Raw genomic sequence first — 18610 nt, forward strand, 5'->3', positions numbered from 1 at the left:
GGCTTGCCCGCGAAGAGGCCCGAAAGAACAACACATCACTCACCCGCGAAGAGGCCCGAAAGAACAACACATCACTCACTGATATTTTTTTTGAACAAAAATGAAACCGGTTTCAGAGGTGATAACAATGAACAAACCACCCGTTTCCATCAGCCTGTCCAGCTACGGCGCCGAGCTTGTGCGCCAACGTGGCCAGGGTAGTTTTGTCGAAGTGCTGGCCGCTGCCGGTGCCACGCACATTGAATGGCGCGAAGAGCTGCTGACCCTTGAAGACCCCGCGCAATTGGCCGACTCCACGCAATCCCGGGGCCTGGAAAGCGTGTATTCCTCGCCGCTGGAGTTGTGGCTGGCCGGGCAATCGGCACCCAACCCGGAACTGCTCTCGACCCTGCAACGCGCCGAGGCATTCGGCTCACAATGGCTGAAAGTCTCCCTGGGCTATTTCACCGACAACAACGACCTGCAAACACTGGCGCATGTGTTGCAGCAGAGCCCGGTGCAATTGCTGGTGGAAAACGACCAGACCTTGCACGGCGGCCGCATCGAGCCGTTCCAGCGTTTCTTCGAAGACGTCGAGCAGCATCAGTTGCCAATCAAAATGACCTTCGATATCGGCAACTGGCAATGGCAGGACCAGTCCGCTGCCAGCGCCGCGCGGTTGCTCGGTCGACATGTCGGCTACGTGCACTGCAAAGCAGTGGCGCGTCGGGTCGACGGCAAACTGGTGGCGATACCACCGGCGGCCAGTGACTTGCACCTGTGGCAACAATTGCTGCGGCACATGCCCCAGAACGTGATGCGCGCGGTGGAATATCCGCTGCAAGGCAATGACCTGGTGCGGTTGACCACCGACCACGTCGCTACCCTTGCCCGCCTCGGCCAATCCCGCCTGGAGCCTGCGCATGTCTGAGATCGAGATTCTGTCGTTCGGCGAAACCATGGCGATGTTCGTTGCCGAGCAGAACGGTGAACTGGCCGACGTCGGCCACTTCCACAAGCGCATTGCCGGGGCCGACAGCAACGTCGCCATTGGCCTGTCGCGATTGGGCTTTAACGTCGCCTGGCTGAGCCGGGTGGGCGCCGATTCTCTCGGCCGTTTCGTCATCGATACGCTGAAGAAAGAAGGCCTGGATTGCAGCCACGTCGACATCGACCCGGCCCACCCCACCGGGTTTCAACTCAAATCCCGCGCCGATGACGGCAGCGATCCGGTGGTCGAATATTTCCGTCGCGGTTCGGCGGCCAGTCACTTGTCGGTGCAGTCGATTTCCCCGTCGCTGCTCAACGCCCGGCACTTGCATGCCACCGGCATTCCTCCGGCGCTATCCGCGTCGGCCCGGGCAATGTCCTTCGAACTGATGACCCGCATGCGCGAAGCCGGGTGCAGCGTGTCGTTCGACCCCAACCTGCGGCCGAGCCTGTGGGCCAGCGAACAGCAGATGATCAGCGAGATCAACCGCCTCGCCGCCCTCGCCCATTGGGTGCTGCCGGGGTTGAGCGAAGGACGGTTGCTGACCGGTTTCGAAGACCCTGCCGACATCGCGGCGTTTTACCTCGACCAGGGCGCCGAAGCCGTGGCGATCAAGCTTGGCCCGCACGGTGCGTATTACCGCACGCATCAGGATGAAGGTTTCGTTGCAGGCGTACCCGTGGCAACCGTGGTCGATACGGTCGGTGCCGGTGACGGGTTTGCCGTCGGCCTGATCAGCGCCCTGCTGGAAAACCACAGCGTTGCCCATGCCGTACAACGTGCCAACTGGATCGGCAGCCGCGCGGTGCAGAGCCGTGGGGATATGGAAGGCTTGCCCACCCGAGCCGAGATGGATGCTGAATTTGAGGACGCCGTTCGCGGGCAAGCCTCGCTCCTACAGGGTTCGGGGTGTACGCCCGTAGGAGCGAGGCTTGCCCGCGAAGGGGCCCTCACCATTAACGTAAAAATTTGAATCAGACTCCGTTACCTGCTGCGACAAAAACAACAAGCTCAGGAGCATCACTATGAAAACCGCAACACTGGCCACCCGCCGCTGGTGGTACATCATGCCCATCGTGTTCATCACCTACAGCCTGGCGTATCTGGACCGCGCCAACTACGGGTTCGCCGCCGCCTCCGGGATGGCCAAGGACCTGATGATCACCCCGGGGTTGTCTTCCCTGCTCGGCGCACTGTTCTTCCTCGGCTATTTCTTCTTCCAGATCCCGGGCGCGATCTACGCCCAGAAGCACAGCGTGAAGAAACTGATTTTCGTCAGCCTGATTCTCTGGGGTGCCCTGGCGACCTTGACCGGGATCGTCTCCAACGCCTACTGGCTGATCGTCATTCGTTTCATGCTCGGCGTGGTCGAAGCCGCGGTGATGCCGGCGATGCTGGTGTACCTGTGCCACTGGTTCACCCGTGCCGAACGCTCGCGCGCCAACACCTTCCTGATCCTCGGCAACCCGGTGACCATGCTCTGGATGTCGGTGGTCTCGGGCTACCTGATCCAGCATTTCAACTGGCGCTGGATGTTCATCATCGAAGGCTTGCCGGCGGTGTTGTGGGCGTTTATCTGGTGGCGTCTGGCCGATGACCGTCCGGCCCAGGCCAAGTGGCTCAACGACCAGGAAAAGCAGGACCTGGAAAGTGCCCTGGCCGCCGAACAGGTCGGCATCAAGGCAGTGAAAAACTACGCCGAAGCCTTCCGTTCGCCAAAAGTCATCATCCTCGCCTTGCAGTTCTTCTGCTGGAGCATCGGCGTCTACGGTTTCGTGCTGTGGCTGCCATCAATCCTCAAGGCCGGCGCGCAAATGGACATGATCGAAGCCGGCTGGCTGTCGGCGTTACCCTACCTGGCGGCAGTGATCGGCATGCTGCTGGTGTCCTGGGGCTCGGACAAACTGCAGAAGCGCAAACGCTTCGTCTGGCCTCCGCTGCTGATCGCCTCGATTGCGTTCTACGGCTCCTACGCGCTGGGCGCGGAGCATTTCTGGTGGTCCTACACCCTGCTGGTGATTGCCGGTGCCTGCATGTACGCCCCGTACGGACCGTTCTTCGCCATCGTTCCGGAAATCCTCCCGGCCAACGTGGCCGGTGGTGCCATGGCGTTGATCAACAGCATGGGTGCGCTCGGTTCGTTTGGCGGCTCTTATCTGGTCGGTTACCTGAACAGCTCCACCGGATCGCCCGGTGCGTCTTATCTGCTGATGAGCGGCGCGTTGCTGGTGTCGGTGGTGCTGACGATTTTCCTCAAGCCCGGCGCCAGTGACCGGGTCGTGGCCAAAACCGCCGCGCCCCGGCCGGTGCCGGCTCATTCCTGAATGGATGTTGATATGAAAAAGCAGGTTTTGCTGTACAAGAAACTCTCGCCGCTGCTGATGGCTCGCTTGCATGAGCAGACTGAGGTGACGCTGATCGACAGCCTCGACGCCGAAGGCCTGGCCAAGCTGCGCCAGGCCCTGCCCCGTGCCCAAGGGTTGCTCGGCGCCAGTCTGAAACTCGATGCCGGGTTGCTCGACCTGGCACCGAACCTGGAAGCGATTGCCAGTGTGTCCGTCGGCGTCGACAACTACGACATCGACTACCTGACCGAACGGCGGATCCTGCTCAGCAACACCCCCGATGTGTTGACCGAGACCACCGCCGACACCGGTTTCGCGCTGATCCTGGCCACAGCCCGACGCGTGGTGGAACTGGCGAACATGGTTCGCGCCGGCCAGTGGAACCGCAACATCGGCCCGGCGCATTTCGGCAGCGATGTGCATGGCAAGACGCTGGGCATCATCGGCATGGGGCGGATTGGCGAAGCGTTGGCGCAGCGTGGGCATTTCGGTTTCGGCATGCCGGTTGTGTATCACAGCCATTCGCCGAAACCGGCGGTGGAGCAGCGCTTCAATGCGCAATACCGCAGCCTGACCGAGTTGTTGCAGCAGGCCGATTTCATTTGCCTGACCTTGCCGCTGACCGCTGAAACCGAAAAGCTGATCGGCGCCAGGGAGTTCGCCTTGATGCGCCCGCAGAGCATCTTCATCAACATTTCACGGGGTAAGGTGGTGGACGAAGCAGCGTTGATCGAGGCGTTGCAGCAGAACCGGATTCGCGCTGCCGGGCTGGATGTGTTCGAGCGCGAACCGCTGCGCCATGACTCGCCGTTGTTGCAGTTGAACAATGTGGTGGCGACGCCGCATATCGGCTCGGCGACCCATGAGACACGGGAGGCGATGGCGACTTGTGCAGTCGAAAATTTGTTGGCGGCGTTGGCGGGTGAGCGGCCGGTGAATCTGGTGAATACCGGAGCGTGGAAGGGTTAAGGGATTGATCGTTCCCATGCTCGCGTGGGAACGATCATGAAATGGCTCGATCAGGCCCGTCGCATCTGCAGCAAATCCGCCGCACAGGACGCAATCCGCCGACACGCTTCCGCCAGCTTCACCTGGTCCACCACCAGCCCGATGCGTATGTGCCCCGCCGCACTCGGCCCGAAGGCTTCGCCGGCCAGCACCGACACGCCATAACCTTCCAGCAGCCGCTCGGCAAAATCCTGGGCGCCGAGCCCGGTCTGGCGCACATCGAGCATCACAAACATCCCGCCATCGGGCTTGATCGGCCGGATACCGGGGCAACGGCTCAACCTCGCGCACACCAGATCGCGTCGCTGGCGATACTCCTCACGCATCAGCGCCACTTCCGGCAAATCCTTATCGAGTGCCGCTTGCGCGGCTTTCTGAACGAAATCCGGAATGCCGAACAGCATGCACAACGACAGATGCATCACATGATCGGCCAGTGGTTTCGGGCCGATCATCCAGCCTACCCGCCAGCCAGTCATGGCATGGGATTTGGACAAACTGTTGAGGGTCGCGGTGCGCTCGGCCATACCCGGCAGGCTGGCCGGGCTGATGTGCTCGCCCTCATACAACAGGTCGCTATAGACCTCATCGCTGATCAGCCAGAGGTCATGTTGCACACACAGCGCCGCCAGTTCCTGCCAGCTTTTCAAGGAAAGGCTGGCACCGGAGGGATTGTTCGGACTGTTGAGCAGAATGACCCGGGTTTTAGCGGTGATCAGCGCCGCGACATCCGCCGGCTCGACCCGAAAGCCGTTCTCCGGACGCACCGCCACCGGCACCACGCTCGCCCCGCAGGCGCCGAACACGCCTTCATAAGTGACGTACATCGGTTCGGCGATGATCACTTCATCACCCGGATCGAGCAGGCACTGGGCAACCGAATACACCGCGCACTGCGCACCGGGCAGTACGATCACATGATCGGCGTCCACCTCCTGGCCGCAGCGCTGCTGATGACGGCTGGCGATGCTGCTGCGCAATGTACGGGTGCCGCGTACATCCGAGTAATGGGTGTCGCCGGCCAGCAGGCTGTCGATGGCCGCGTGGACGACCGGCAGCGGCGTATCGAAGTCCGGGTCGCCGACCGACAGCAGCAGCACGTCGACGCCCTGCTCGCGCAATTCCAGCGCTCGATCGTGAATCTTCCAGGCTGCCGCTCCATCACCGTCGATTCGTTGGGTCAAGGCTGAATAGCGCATGTACTTCTCCTAACGCGCGAGTTCCAGTTTCAACCCTATCTCAAATCACGAAACGCGCCACCATTGCATTCAAATCTACCGCCAGTCGTGACAGTTCATGGGTGGCGGCGCTGGTCTGGTTGGCACCGGCGGCCGACTGGGTGGCCAGGTCGCGGATGTTCACCAGGTTGCGGTCGACTTCACGGGACACCTGGGCCTGTTCTTCCGAGGCGCTGGCGATCACCAGGTTGCGTTCATTGATCAGCTGAATCGATGAAGTGATCTGTTCCAGGGCGACACCTGCCGCACGGGCCATTTCCAGGGTGCTTTGGGTGCGCTGATTGCTTTGCTGCATCGACGACACCGCTTCACCGGTGCCGTTCTGAATACCGGCCACCATTTTCTCGATTTCCTGGGTCGATTGCGCAGTGCGATGGGCCAGCGCCCGAACCTCGTCCGCAACCACCGCAAAGCCACGCCCGGCTTCCCCGGCACGGGCCGCTTCGATGGCGGCGTTGAGGGCCAGCAGGTTGGTCTGTTCGGCGATGGCGCGGATCACGTCCAGCACTTTGCCAATGTCTCGGCCCTGAGTGGCCAGCCCCTCGATCATCAATGCAGTGTTTTGCACGTCGTGGGTCATGGTCTGGATCGCGTCGACGGTTTCCACCACCCGGTCACGACCTTCACGGGCGGCCTGGGTCGACTGGTTCGAGGCTTCGGACGTCGATACCGCGTTGCGTGCCACTTCTTCCACGGCGGCAGTCATTTCGTTGACGGCGGTGGCGGCMTGTTCAATTTCGTTGTTCTGTTGTTGCAGGCCACGGGACGCTTCTTGGGTCACGGTGCTGAGTTCTTCGGCGGCGGCGCCCAGTTGCGTCGCGGAGCCGGCGATCTGTTCGATGGTCTTGCGCAGGTTCGTCTGCATGGTGGCCAAGGCGCCGAGTAAACGCGCCGGTTCGTCGTTGCCATCGACTTCGATGACCTTGCTCAGGTTGCCGCTGGCAATGGTTTCGGCCGCAATCACCGCACGGTTCAGCGGCGTGACGATACTGCGGGTCAACAGCCAGGCCAGCAGCACGGTCATCAGGGCAGCGACCGCCGAGACCACGATGATGCCATTGGTGGCAAAGGCAAACTGCTCTTTGGCCTGGGCGTCGGCCGCAGCCGCGCCAGCCTTGTTGATGGCAATCAACTTGTTCAACTGCTCGCCCATCTGATCGGTTCCATCCTTGATCCGGGTGTTGATCAGGTTGAGCATTTCATCCAGTTTGTTCTGCCGCGAAAGCTCCATCATCTCGCGCACCGCTTGCAGGTATTTGTCCAGCGTGGCCGAGAATGTCTTGAATAACGCCGCTTCCTCATCGCCGGCCGGCAATGCCCCATAAGCAGCCTGTGCCTGCTTGACCTTGTCCACCAGTACCCCGATCCGGGTTTCTGCTTCTTGCAGGCTCGCGGGCTCACGGTTCACCAGAACCCGGAACGAGAGAATTCGCAGACGCAGCACGTTTTCGGTCATGACACCCAGGAAGCCGACGCTGGGCAGCTGATTGCTTTCCATATCCACAGAGGCCTGTCGGATGATCGACATGCGATTCGCCGCAAACACACCCAGCACGATGACCAGCAAGGCGATGAAAGCGAAACCGAGGAAAGCTCGAGGCGCGATTTTCAGATTACGCAGTGACATAGGATGATCTCGGTAATTGAGGCGGCGAGCATCCTTGCCATGATCACTGGCGGGCGGGCGATGGCGCGCACCTTTCAGTTTGGCGCCACTGTTGTAATTGGTTTGTGTACGCCTATTGGCTGTATCGGCCGGGGTTTAGGATTTTTGCAGGGGTCTGGAGAAATATTTTTCAAGGGCGGCAGAGTGTTTCAGCGGTGAAACAGATGTTGCGCGGAGGTCGGCTTTGCGCAGTAGCCTTTGTGGCGAGGGAGCTTGCTCCCGCTGGGCTGCGTAGCGGCCCCAAAAAATTTACGGCTGCTGCGCAACCGAGCGGGAGCAAGCTCCCTCGCCACAGAGATTTCTTTTTACTGAAGACAGTGTCAGGCCTTGCGGGCGGCCACTCGCCAAACCCGCGCGATATCACTGGCGCGCTCACGCAGCAATCGCGGCGCCTCGGCGCAGGCCTGTTCCAGGGTCATCGGCCCGCTCGCCAATGCAAAAGCCGCATCGATGCCATGCTCGTACAGCGCCTGATACCCCTCGCCCAAGGTGCCGGCGATGACGATGACCGGCACGCCCTGCTGCCGGGCAATGCGCGCCACGCCAAACGGGGTTTTGCCGCGCAATGTCTGGGCATCGAAACGGCCTTCGCCGGTGATCACCAGGTCGGCGCCGTTGACCGCCTCGGCCAGCCCCACCAGTTCGGCGACCACTTCCACACCGGCCTGGAATTGCGCGCCAAGAAACGCCTTCGCGGCAAACCCCAGACCGCCCGCCGCGCCACTGCCCGGTTCATCGCGCACGTCCTTGTCCAGTGCTTGCGCGCAGAGCTCGGCAAAGTGCCCGAGGGCCTGGTCCAGTTGCTGGACTTGCTCGGGCGACGCGCCTTTCTGCGGGCCGAAAATCGCTGACGCACCGTGAGGGCCGCACAGCGGATTATTGACGTCGGCGGCGATGTCGAAACGCACGCCGGCCAGACGCGGATCAATGTCGCTCAAATCGAGACGAGCCAGTTGCGCCAGCGCCAGACCACCCGGCGCCAGGGTTTGGCCCTGGGCATCCAGCAGTTTCACCCCCAAGGCCTGCATCGCCCCGGCGCCGCCGTCATTGGTGGCGCTGCCGCCAATCGCCAGAATCACCCGGTGCGCCCCGGCATCGAGCGCAGCGCGGATCAATTCGCCGGTGCCGAAGGTGCTGCTGGTACAGGCATCGCGCAGGTCAAGCGGCACCAGTTGCAGGCCACTGGCCTCGGCCATTTCGATGATCGCGGTATGACTCTGCGGCAACCAGCCCCAGGCGGCATCGACCGTGGCGCCCAATGGCCCACGAACACGGGTGCGGCGCAGTTCTCCGTCGCACGCGGCCAGAATCGACTCGACCGTGCCTTCGCCACCATCAGCCATCGGGCACTTGAGCAATTGCGCGTCTGGCCAGACCTGCGCCAATCCCAACGCGATGGCGTCGGCCACACCTTGGGCACTCAGGCTGTCCTTGAACGAATCGGGGGCAATGACGATTTTCATGCGAATTCTCCAGTTCCAATGCGTCCATGCTGCCAGCAGGCCTGAACAATAACGCCGGTCCGCTGCACAAGCGGCCATGTGGATTATTGTTCATTTCCACAAAACCCTTGTCCGCACTGGTCGTCGTAGCAGCTGCCGAGCCTGCGAGGCTGCGTTCGGCGGCGAAGCCGTCGTGAAATCATGCGGCGCGGTGTGTCAGGTAAGCCGTATTTATAGAATTTACGACGACTGCGTCGCCGAACGCTGCCTCGCAGGCTCGGCAGCTGCTACGGAGCGGTGGTCGGCAGCTCGGTTTGTGGCAGGAGCTGGACGCCAAGGTACAGTGCGAGCATTCCGTCGAGCTTCAGCGGGTCGACGCCGCTGAGTTCGGCGATCCGCTCCATGCGATAACGCAAACTGTTGCGGTGGATGCCCAGGGCATCGGCGCAGGCCTGGCTCTGGCCGTCGTGTTCGCACCAACTGCGCAGGGTGGCCAGCAATTGCCCGTTACCGTCCTTGGCGATGACTTTACGCAGCGGCCGCAGCAGTTCATCCAGCGCATCGTCGTCGCGGTGCCGCCAGAGCATCACCGGCAGCCGATAACGGTTCAGGATCAACAAGCGAGAATGCGGCAACACATCGCGCCCGTAGGCCAGCAAATCGCCGACCCGTCGATAGCAGCGACGCAACCCCGACAAGCCGTCGGCCTGCCCGCCCACGGCGATGCGCAAAATGTTCCAGCCCAGGCCATCGAGCTTTTCCAGCAGCCGTTCGTTATCGACCGCAGGCAGCGCCGGGCGGCACCAGAGCAGCGAAGATTTGGCCGAGCTCACGCACCAACTGTCCGGGTAGCGTGACGTCAACCAGGCGCTGAGCGCTTCGACAGTCTGGCTCGGGCCGTGTTCGATGCCCAACTCGAACAGATACGGCACCCGCGTCAATTGCGGCTTGAGCCCCAGTTGCTGCGCTTCGTCCAGCAACCGTGGCGAATCCCCTGCTTCGCTCAACAGCAATGCCAGCAGATCGTCGCACCGTTGGCGCCGCCATTGCTGCTCGGCCTGCTGATTGCGCTGGGCCACCAGCATCTCGGCGGTCATGCGCACCAGTTCGGCGTAGGTGCGCAATTGCTCCGGTTCGCCAGTAATGCCCAGCACGCCGATCAAGCGCTGATCGAGCAACAGCGGCAGATTAATGCCCGGCTGCACGCCTTTGAGATGAATCGCCGTTTGCGCGTCGATCTCCACCACGCGCCCGTTGGCCAGCACCAGTTGCGCGCCTTCGTGACGGGTGTTGATGCGCTCCGGCTCGCCGCTGCCAAGAATCAGCCCCTGACTGTCCATGACATTGACGTTGTACGGCAGGATGGCCATCGCCCGGTCGACGATGTCCTGGGCCAGGTCGTGATCGAGTTCAAACATAGCGGGGATCCTTGAAAGCGTGATGGGGCGGCTTGTTCAGCCGCACAGGCCAGGGTCGCAAACCCTGTGCTCAGGCACAAAGACAACCACCCAAGGGGTGGCCGAGACTCACCGGGCGATCAACGTTACCCTTGCGTCGCAAAAAATCATAATAAAGAGAGAGCCCGCCATGTCACAGAGCGCCACCGCTACCCTGGCCAACGCTGACGACAAGAACGCCGTCTACAAACGCATTACCTTGCGTTTGATCCCCTTCATCTTCATCTGCTACCTGTTCAACTACCTCGACCGGGTGAACGTCGGGTTTGCCAAACTGCAGATGCTCGACGCGCTGAAATTCAGCGAAACCGTGTACGGCCTCGGTGCCGGGATCTTCTTTATCGGCTACGTACTGTGCGGTGTACCGAGCAACCTGGCCCTGACCAAATTCGGCCCGCGCCGCTGGATCGCGTTGATGATGATGACGTGGGGCGCGCTCTCGACGTGTCTGCTGTTCGTCACTACACCCACCGAGTTCTACACCCTGCGCCTGTTCACCGGTGCCGCCGAAGCCGGGTTCTTCCCGGGCGTGGTGCTTTACCTTTCGCAGTGGTTCCCGACGTTCCGCCGTGGCCGCATCATGGCGCTGTTCATGTCGGCGATCCCGGTGTCGGGCCTGCTGGGCAGCCCGTTTTCCGGCTGGATCCTCAACCACTTCGGCGCAGGCCAGGCCGATTTGGCCGGCTGGCAGTGGATGTTCCTGCTGCAAGGCATCCCGACCGTGATCCTCGGCGCCCTCGCCTATTTCCTGCTCAGCGACAGTTACGCCAACGCCAAGTGGCTGACCCCGTACGAGCGTTCGGTGCTTGAAGCCGACCACGCCGAAGACCTGGCCAGCAAACCGAAAACCACCACCGACTCCTTGCGGGCAGTGTTCAAGAACCCGGCGATCTGGGCGTTCGGATTGATCTACTTCTGCATCCAGAGCGGTGTTTACGCGATTAACTTCTGGCTGCCGTCGATCATCAAGAACCTGGGTTTCAGCGACAACCTGGTGATTGGCTGGTTGAGCGCGATTCCGTACTTGCTGGCGGCGGTGTTCATGTTGATGGTCGGTCGCTCGGCGGACCTGCGCAAAGAACGTCGCTGGCACCTGGTGGTGCCGATGCTGATGGGTGCGGTGGGGCTGTTGATTGCGGTGAACTTCGCGACCACGCCAGCTCTTGCGATTCTCGGCCTGACCCTCGCCACCATGGGCGCCCTCACCGGCTTGCCGATGTTCTGGCCGGTGCCGACGGCGATGCTCAGCGCCGGTGCGGCGGCCGGTGGCTTGGCGCTGATCAACTCCATGGGGCAGATGGCGGGTTTCCTTAGCCCGTATCTGGTGGGTTGGGTCAAAGACAGCACCGGGTCGACCGATGCGGCGTTGTACCTGCTGGCGGGTGTGATTGTTTGCGGGAGCTTGCTGGCATTGCGCATGACCCGGACGTTGCGGGTTTAAGGTTCAGTGAAAACAAAAACGGCCCTCCCGGGCCGTTTCTCATTCCATGCATTCGCAATTGCTTCTGTGGCGAGGGAGCTTGCTCCCGCTGGGTTGCGAAGCGACCCCAATCCCGGTGATCGCGGTTTTTCAGACATACCGCATGCCCAGGCTTTGCGACTGCTGCGCAGCCGAACGGGGGCAAGCCCCCTCGCCACAACAAGCCCCCCCTCGCCACAATGGATCAATCAGTTCTGAGGATCGAGGTTATCCAGCACTCGGTTGACAGCCAGCTCCCCAAGCATGACCACCGATTGAATCCCCAGCATCATGTTGCGATGGGGCATGTCCATCAATCCGGCGAATTCAGTGAGCATCATGCTCGCTGACGCCAGGGATTCGCAGGCGTTGACCAGCAGGGTTTCGTTATCGACCTTTTCACCGACATGGTAAATGGTGCTGGGTTTGCGCTTGGTGGCTTTGGGGGTGGGTGGTTTGAGGTAATGGTCGAGGGCGCGCTCGGCGGCTTCGTTGAGTTTTTTGGAATCGGGGGTTTCGTAGGGGGAAACGTCGTCCACTTCTGGTGGATTTGGCGTTGGTTTGAACATAGATGAAACTCCTAACAGGACAGAAGGAGCCATCACCCTCGCTACCAAACGATGGGTGGCGGCCATGCTCAGGTTGGTAGACCGGGCGTTAGGAAACCGGCGCGTCCGAAGACGCCCTGCGCATGGCCACCATAAAACAGAGACGAGAAACTCTGCAAAAAGGTGGAGCTGTGCACCTAACAACAATCCCGGGCTACCAAACCCGATCGCTGTTTTTCAGCGACAGAGAAACGATATAGCCCAGGCCAAAGATGCACTAGCCGGCGGATTCTGGCGCAGTCGTAGGCAGCGGCGCAAGAATATGTAGCCTTAGTGAGTATCTGGAAATGTCTTTTAAACATCGTCCTTAAACGCCCACCAGACTCCCCGCCTTGGCATCCAGCTCAATCACCAAACCACCCGGCATCTGCACGAAAATCTGCCAGATCCCGTCCTCCGGCACCTGCGCTACCTGATACGGCAAACCACTGGCCTGCACCCGCTGCAACACCGTGGCGGCGTCCTCATCGGTGCGAAAGGCAATGTGGCTCAACGCCGTCTCATCGAACGTCGGCTGTTCGATTACATGCACCAGCGCCTGCGCATCCTGATACAACCAGCGTCCGGGGAACGGGAATGGCGGGCGGCGTCCCGGCGCCAATCCCAACAACGAACCGAAGGCCTCCTGCAACGGTTGCCCGTCGGGGGTGTTGAAGGCCAGATGATCAAAGTGCCAACTCATAGCAACCCTCCTCCGTCGACGTCGATGACGGTGCCGCTGATAAAGTCGTTTTCCATCGCCAGAATAAACGCTGCCGCCAGATCTTGTGGGGTGCCGACCCGGCCCACCGGCAATGCGGCGGCGGTACGGGCAAACATCGCGGCGCGTTGCGTTTCGTCCATTCCGGCGTAAGCCTCGGTGTCGGTGACACCGGGACTTATGACGTTGACCCGGCGCGGTGCCAGTTCCTTGGCCAGTTGCTTGCCCAATGCCTCCAGCGCCGCATTCAAGGTGGTTTTGATGAACTGCCCGGCGACAAATTTGCGCGACAACAGACCCGAGGTCAGCGTGATGCTGCCACGTGCGCTCAGGTATGGCAGCGCGACCTGGATCGCCCGCAGCGTGCCCCAGAATTTGACGTCGAAGGCCTGTTGGGCGTGCTGCAAATCGCTGTCGACCAGCGGTTTGGCACTCACAGCCGGACCGGCCGTGATCACCAGATGATCGAAAAAGCCGATACGCTCGAACAGCTGTCGCAACGACGCTTCATCAGTGACGTCCGCCGCTTCGTGTCGGATGTTTGCATCAAGGTCAGCCGCTGGCTGGCGGCGACTCACCGCCACCACACGGGCTTCACGCTCGGCTGCGGCCCGGACGACGGCGGCGCCTATTCCGCTRCGGCCACCGATCACCACGACGGTCTGATTGTGCAAGGAAGCGTTGAGTTGTGTCATGAGCCGATCTCCGGTCGGGTTAGGGAGATTCAATCTTCTCCGGTTGCCAATCGAAGAAAAATCCCGGTAAATCAGAAGGATCTTTAAAGGATTTTTACCAATGAGCTCGATTCTCGACCTGGAGATTTTCGTTCGCACCGCCGACTCCGGCAGCATTTCCGCCGCCGCCCGCGCCCTGGAGCTGACCCCGGCGGCGGCCAGCATCGCCCTCAAACGCCTGGAAACCCGCCTCGGCATCCGCTTGCTGGCCCGTTCCACACGAAGCATGCGCCTGACCGAAGAAGGCCGGCGCTATCTGGATAGCGTGCGCCTGGCACTGGCCGCGCTGGCCGAAGGTGAGCAGGCGTTAAAGCAACAGACCCAAGGCTTGAGTGGTGTACTGCAATTGGCGGCGCCGTCGGACTTCGGGCGCAATGTGCTGTTACCGTGGCTAGATGATTTCAAGCGCCAACACCCCAACATTCAATTGCAACTATTGCTCAACGATCGACATGCCGACCTGTTCCGCGAGACGGTCGATGTGGCCCTGCGCTTCGGTGTGCCGAGTGACTCGACGCTGGTGGCGCTACCTATTCTGCCGCAGCATCGGCGCGTGGCCTGTGCCAGCCCCGAGTACCTGACCCGCCGTGGCACGCCGCAGCATCCCGAGGAACTGGGCGAACACAGCGCCCTTCTCTACCTGCGCAATGGCCGACCCTACAACCATTGGCGTTTCAGCCGTGGCGATGAGGTGCTGGAGGTTGATGTGCATGGCGACTATCTGAGCGACGACGGCGAAGTTGCCCGCCGCTGGGCCTTGGCCGGGCATGGCATCGCCTACAAGGCCTGGCTCGACGTCGCCGCCGATGTGCAGGCCGGGCGGCTGGTGACGCTGTTCGATGACTGGCAAGGCGAAAGCGTGCCATTCAATTTGCTCTGCCCGCATCGGGTGCAGGTTTCGGAGCGGGTCAAGGTGTTGCAAACGTTCTTGCAGGAGCGTTGTGAGGCACTGCGTCGATAATTCAGATTGCTCCGCGCAGCGGTTCTGGTATTTGATTAGGGCTTTCTGACCGGTAAAAGGATTTCGTCATGAGCTATCGCACGCTGGGTCATTCGGGTTTACAGGTGTCGACCCTCACATTGGGCACCATGATGTTCGGCGAACAGACCAGCACCGAAGATTCCCTGCGGATCATCGGCAAGGCCTGGGACCAGGGCATCAACTTCATCGACACCGCGGACGTGTACACCAACGGCCGCTCCGAAGAGATCGTCGGCGAAGCGATCGCCAGCCACCGCCACGAATGGGTGCTCGCCACCAAGGTCGGCTTCGGTCCGGTGGACGGTGTGCCGAACCGCAGCGGTTTGAGCCGCAAGCACCTGTTCAATGGCATCGACGCCAGCCTGACGCGGTTGGGCACCGATTATCTGGACATCTATTACCTGCACCGCGAAGACCACAACACGCCGCTGGAAGTCACGGTGTCGGCCATCGGCGATCTGATTCGTCAGGGCAAGATCCGCTACTGGGGCCTGTCGAACTATCGCGGCTGGCGCATCGCCGAAGTGATTCGTTTGGCCGACAAACTCGGTGTCGACAGGCCGGTGATCAGCCAGCCGCTGTACAACATCGTCAACCGTCAGGCGGAAACCGAGCAGATCACCGCCGCGCAAAACTATGGCCTCGGCGTGGTGCCTTACAGTCCGCTGGCGCGCGGTGTGCTCAGCGGCAAGTACGCGCCGGATGTGACACCGGACGCCAACAGCCGCGCCGGTCGCCAGGACAAACGCATCCTGGAAACCGAATGGCGGGTTGAGTCTTTGCGCATTGCCCAGCAGATCCAGCAATACACCCGGGACCGTGGCGTGGGCATCGTCGAGTTCGCCATCGCTTGGGTGCTGAACAACAGCGCCGTCACCTCGGCCATCGTCGGCCCGCGCACCGAAGAACAGTGGGATGGGTACATCAAGGCGCAAGCGGTGAAAATCACGGCGGAAGATGAAGCCTTTATCGATTCGCTGGTGACACCGGGGCATGCGTCGACACCGGGGTTCAATGATGTGAGCCATTTTGTGCCGGGACGCAAACCGCGTTCGGCTTGAGATTTATCAAGGGCAAGCTCGCTCTCACAGGTTCTGTGTCGATCTGCTGACTATGCTTCGACGAAGTTACTTGTGGGAGCAGGCTTGCCTGCAACATCCCTCGCGATGTTGAAAATATCGATCACTTGGCCAATATTCAGCACAAAAACCACGTATCCTGCGCGCCCCGTTTGACCTTCAACCCGCGAGGACAGTTTGTCTAAAGGTATCGCTCTATCGGTCACAGCCTCGATGCTGTTTGCCGTCATGTATTACTACACCTCACTGCTCTCCCCCTTGAGTGGCGTGGAGATTTTCGGTTGGCGGATGTTGCTGACCGCACCATGCATGACCGTGTTCATGGTGGTGTCCGGCGAATGGAAACGTGTGCTCGAGATTCTTCGGCGGCTGGCCGCCAAGCCGAAGTTGCTCATCGCCCTGATCGGCTCGGCAGTGCTGCTGGGCCTGCAACTCTGGTTGTTCATGTGGGCGCCACTCAACGGCTATAGCCTTGACGTGTCGCTGGGGTACTTCCTGTTGCCGCTGTCCATGGTCCTGACCGGGCGAATCGTCTATGGCGAGCGCCTTTCCTATCTGCAGAAAATAGCCGTGTTCTTCGCCAGCCTCGGCGTGCTCAACGAGTTGTATCAGGTCGGCGGTTTTTCCTGGGCGACGTTGCTGGTGGTGATCGGCTATCCGATCTATTTCATCCTGCGCAAACGCCTGGCCACGGACAACCTTGGCGGGCTCTGGCTGGACATGGCGTTGATGCTGCCGGTGGCGTTCTGGTTCGTGCAGGGAGGTGAACAAGGGTTTGGCGTGTTCGATCAACATCCGTGGCTGTCGCTGTTGATTCCGCTGCTCGGGGTGATCAGCGCTTCGGCGCTGGTGGTCTACATCATTGCCAGCCGGCTGCTGCCGTTCAGCCTGTTCGGGTTGTTGAGTTACGTCGAGCCCGTGCTGTTGCTGGGCGTTGCGTTGCTGTTGGGGGAAAGCATCAAGGCCGGCGAATGGCTGACTTATATTCCGATCTGGCTGGCGGTGGCGGCGTTGGTGTTTGAAGGGTTCAAGCATCTGGTCCGGCAACGACGCCGGCCAATGTAATTGCATGATTCAAAAAAAAGCCCGGCCAGCATTGCTGCTGACCGGGCTTTTTCACATCAGGAACGGCTTAATCAGTGGAAAGCACACCGCGACGAACCTGATCGCGCTCGATGGATTCGAACAGAGCCTTGAAGTTGCCTTCGCCGAAACCATCGTCGCCTTTACGCTGGATGAACTCGAAGAACACCGGCCCCATCAGGGTTTCCGAGAAAATCTGCAGCAGCAGGCGCTTGTCGCCAGGCTCGGACGAACCGTCCAGCAAGATGCCCCGTGCTTGCAGTTGATCAACCGGCTCGCCGTGGTTCGGCAAACGGCCTTCGAGCATTTCGTAGTAGGTGTCCGGCGGCGGCGTCATGAAGCGCATGCCGATTTTCTTCAGGCGGTCCCAAGTATCGATCAGGTTATCGGTGAGGAACGCCACGTGCTGGATGCCCTCGCCGTTGAACTGCATCAGGAACTCTTCGATCTGCCCGGCGCCCTTGGACGACTCTTCGTTCAGCGGGATGCGGATCATGCCGTCCGGCGCGGTCATCGCCTTGGATGTCAGGCCGGTGTACTCGCCTTTGATGTCGAAGTAACGGATTTCGCGGAAGTTGAACAGCTTCTCGTAGAAGTTGGCCCAGTAGGCCATGCGACCGCGATACACGTTGTGGGTCAGGTGGTCGATGATTTTCAGGCCGGCGCCGACCGGGTTGCGGTCCACACCTTCGATGAATACGAAGTCGATGTCGTAGATCGAGCTGCCTTCACCGAAACGGTCGATCAGGTACAGCGGCGCGCCGCCGATGCCTTTGATCGCCGGCAGGTGCAATTCCATCGGACCGGTTTCGATGTGGATCGGCTGGGCGCCGAGTTCCAGGGCACGCTTGTAGGCCTTTTGCGAATCCTTGACCCGGAACGCCATGCCGCACACCGACGGGCCGTGCTCGGCCGCGAAGTACGAGGCCACGCTGTGGGGTTCGTTGTTGAGGATCAGGTTGATCGAGCCCTGGCGATATAGGTGCACGTCTTTGGAGCGGTGGGTCGCGACCTTGGTGAAGCCCATGATCTCGAAGATCGGCTCCAGGGTGTTCGGGGTCGGCGATGCGAATTCGATGAACTCAAAGCCCATCAGGCCCATTGGGTTTTCGTATAAATCTGCCATTTTGGCGCCTCATCATGCTTTTAGAATTAACGGATCGTTAGTTGCTAGCAATGCTGAGACCGGCGGGTGGCGCGCAGGAGATGCCCCTCACGCTGCGGGCGAGGAAGTCACCGTAGATCAATTGGAACCCAAATATCTTCATTGTCGACCCAAGGCTCTTGCGGGCGAGGCTTCTGCTGCCAGAAGACGATTATTCTTATATGCGTAACCGGATTCTACACAGCGTAAATCAGTTTGTCCGCCTTCTTATACAATCCCCTTTTTCGTGGCCTGCGCAAGCGGTTTGTTGCACAGGAAAATCCCCGCCAGGATCAGCCCGCCGCCCAGGCACATCGCCAGTGTCAGCTGTTCGCCCAGCAACAACGCGCCGAGAAGAACAGCAGTCAACGGGTTCAAGGCGATGAACACGCCCGAGCGCGTCGCGCCGATTTTGCGGATGCCGTCGTAATAACCAATGTAGGCCAATGCCGAACCCAGCACGCCCAGGTACATCAGGCTCAACCATTGTTGCGCGCCGAGCCCGGTGAGCGCCGCGACACTCAACTCGCCCCGCACGGCGCTGGTCACCCAGAGCATCAGCGTGCCGAGCCAAATCGAGTACGTCACCGTCTGCACCGGCCCCAGTGTTTGATTCAGGCCTTTGGAGAACAGCGAATAAATGCCCCAGCCGAGCACGCAGCCGAAGATCAACAGATCGCCGATCCAGGCATCGG

17 protein-coding genes are annotated in these 18610 nt (G+C 60.8%); 8 read left to right on the forward strand and 9 right to left on the reverse strand.

Annotated elements, in window-relative coordinates:
* Window positions 1-127 precede the first annotated feature (127 nt).
* From AC1DIS_RS27975 to AC1DIS_RS27990, 4 genes are read left to right on the forward strand one after another with little or no spacing between them, the layout of a single operon-like run.
* Complete coding sequence (locus AC1DIS_RS27975; protein WP_477745486.1) at window positions 128-910, forward strand: sugar phosphate isomerase/epimerase family protein; 783 nt, start codon at window positions 128-130, stop codon at window positions 908-910.
* Window positions 903-1943: a sugar kinase gene (locus AC1DIS_RS27980; RefSeq protein WP_477743138.1), complete on the forward strand. Its 1041-nt coding sequence runs from the start codon at window positions 903-905 to the stop codon at window positions 1941-1943. The genes AC1DIS_RS27975 and AC1DIS_RS27980 overlap by 8 nt, the downstream gene beginning before the upstream one ends.
* A gap of 52 nt (window positions 1944-1995) precedes the next feature.
* Complete coding sequence (locus tag AC1DIS_RS27985) at window positions 1996-3294, forward strand: MFS transporter (protein ID WP_192350449.1); 1299 nt, start codon at window positions 1996-1998, stop codon at window positions 3292-3294.
* A 12-nt stretch (window positions 3295-3306) separates the two neighbouring features.
* Window positions 3307-4284 (forward strand): 2-hydroxyacid dehydrogenase, encoded by a 978-nt coding sequence (locus AC1DIS_RS27990; protein WP_477743139.1) that lies wholly within the window; start codon window positions 3307-3309, stop codon window positions 4282-4284.
* A 50-nt stretch (window positions 4285-4334) separates the two neighbouring features.
* On the opposite strand, the gene AC1DIS_RS27995 is transcribed toward AC1DIS_RS27990, so the two are convergent.
* From AC1DIS_RS27995 to AC1DIS_RS28010, 4 genes are all read right to left on the reverse strand, one after another.
* Window positions 4335-5522: a pyridoxal phosphate-dependent aminotransferase gene (locus AC1DIS_RS27995; protein WP_477781223.1), complete on the reverse strand. Its 1188-nt coding sequence runs from the start codon at window positions 5520-5522 to the stop codon at window positions 4335-4337.
* A gap of 40 nt (window positions 5523-5562) precedes the next feature.
* Window positions 5563-7188, reverse strand: a complete 1626-nt coding sequence (locus AC1DIS_RS28000; RefSeq protein WP_477781224.1) for a methyl-accepting chemotaxis protein — start codon at window positions 7186-7188, stop codon at window positions 5563-5565.
* A gap of 359 nt (window positions 7189-7547) precedes the next feature.
* Window positions 7548-8690, reverse strand: coding sequence for a glycerate kinase (locus AC1DIS_RS28005; protein WP_477743141.1), 1143 nt, complete (start codon window positions 8688-8690; stop codon window positions 7548-7550).
* 266 nt (window positions 8691-8956) lie between these two features.
* Window positions 8957-10087 carry a sugar diacid recognition domain-containing protein gene (locus AC1DIS_RS28010; RefSeq protein WP_477743142.1) on the reverse strand — a complete coding sequence of 377 codons (1131 nt, stop codon included), beginning with the start codon at window positions 10085-10087 and terminating at the stop codon, window positions 8957-8959.
* Between the two features lie 169 nt (window positions 10088-10256).
* Between AC1DIS_RS28010 and AC1DIS_RS28015 the strand changes: the two genes are divergently transcribed.
* Window positions 10257-11567, forward strand: coding sequence for an MFS transporter (locus AC1DIS_RS28015; RefSeq protein WP_477745485.1), 1311 nt, complete (start codon window positions 10257-10259; stop codon window positions 11565-11567).
* Window positions 11568-11794: 227 nt separating this feature from the next.
* Here the strand turns inward: AC1DIS_RS28015 and AC1DIS_RS28020 are convergent, their stop codons facing one another.
* The 3 genes from AC1DIS_RS28020 to AC1DIS_RS28030 all read right to left on the reverse strand — a co-directional run bounded on the left by AC1DIS_RS28020 (window position 11795) and on the right by AC1DIS_RS28030 (window position 13588).
* Window positions 11795-12154 (reverse strand): DUF6124 family protein, encoded by a 360-nt coding sequence (locus tag AC1DIS_RS28020; protein ID WP_192350445.1) that lies wholly within the window; start codon window positions 12152-12154, stop codon window positions 11795-11797.
* 346 nt (window positions 12155-12500) lie between these two features.
* On the reverse strand, window positions 12501-12875 hold the full coding sequence (locus AC1DIS_RS28025) for a VOC family protein (protein WP_477743144.1): 375 nt from the start codon (window positions 12873-12875) through the stop codon (window positions 12501-12503).
* A complete protein-coding gene (locus tag AC1DIS_RS28030) occupies window positions 12872-13588 on the reverse strand; it encodes an SDR family oxidoreductase (protein ID WP_477743145.1) in 717 nt (238 codons plus the stop codon). Before AC1DIS_RS28030 ends, AC1DIS_RS28025 begins: the two co-directional genes overlap by 4 nt.
* A 100-nt stretch (window positions 13589-13688) precedes the next feature.
* Between AC1DIS_RS28030 and AC1DIS_RS28035 the strand changes: the two genes are divergently transcribed.
* The 3 genes from AC1DIS_RS28035 to rarD all read left to right on the forward strand — a co-directional run bounded on the left by AC1DIS_RS28035 (window position 13689) and on the right by rarD (window position 16753).
* A complete protein-coding gene (locus AC1DIS_RS28035) occupies window positions 13689-14588 on the forward strand; it encodes a LysR family transcriptional regulator (RefSeq protein WP_018929083.1) in 900 nt (299 codons plus the stop codon).
* Window positions 14589-14656: 68 nt separating this feature from the next.
* Window positions 14657-15670 carry an aldo/keto reductase gene (locus tag AC1DIS_RS28040; protein WP_192350439.1) on the forward strand — a complete coding sequence of 338 codons (1014 nt, stop codon included), beginning with the start codon at window positions 14657-14659 and terminating at the stop codon, window positions 15668-15670.
* 195 nt (window positions 15671-15865) lie between these two features.
* Window positions 15866-16753, forward strand: coding sequence for an EamA family transporter RarD (rarD, locus tag AC1DIS_RS28045; protein ID WP_064617711.1), 888 nt, complete (start codon window positions 15866-15868; stop codon window positions 16751-16753).
* Window positions 16754-16820: 67 nt separating this feature from the next.
* Here rarD and hppD read toward each other — a convergent pair whose 3' ends face one another.
* Both hppD and AC1DIS_RS28055 read right to left on the reverse strand, forming a co-directional pair.
* Window positions 16821-17897, reverse strand: a complete 1077-nt coding sequence (hppD, locus tag AC1DIS_RS28050; RefSeq protein ID WP_007935668.1) for a 4-hydroxyphenylpyruvate dioxygenase — start codon at window positions 17895-17897, stop codon at window positions 16821-16823.
* A 246-nt stretch (window positions 17898-18143) separates the two neighbouring features.
* The coding region (locus tag AC1DIS_RS28055; RefSeq protein WP_477781225.1) for a DMT family transporter at window positions 18144-18610 on the reverse strand (467 nt) is incomplete at its 5' end.

The organism is Pseudomonas sp. 05N433, assembly GCF_056396925.1.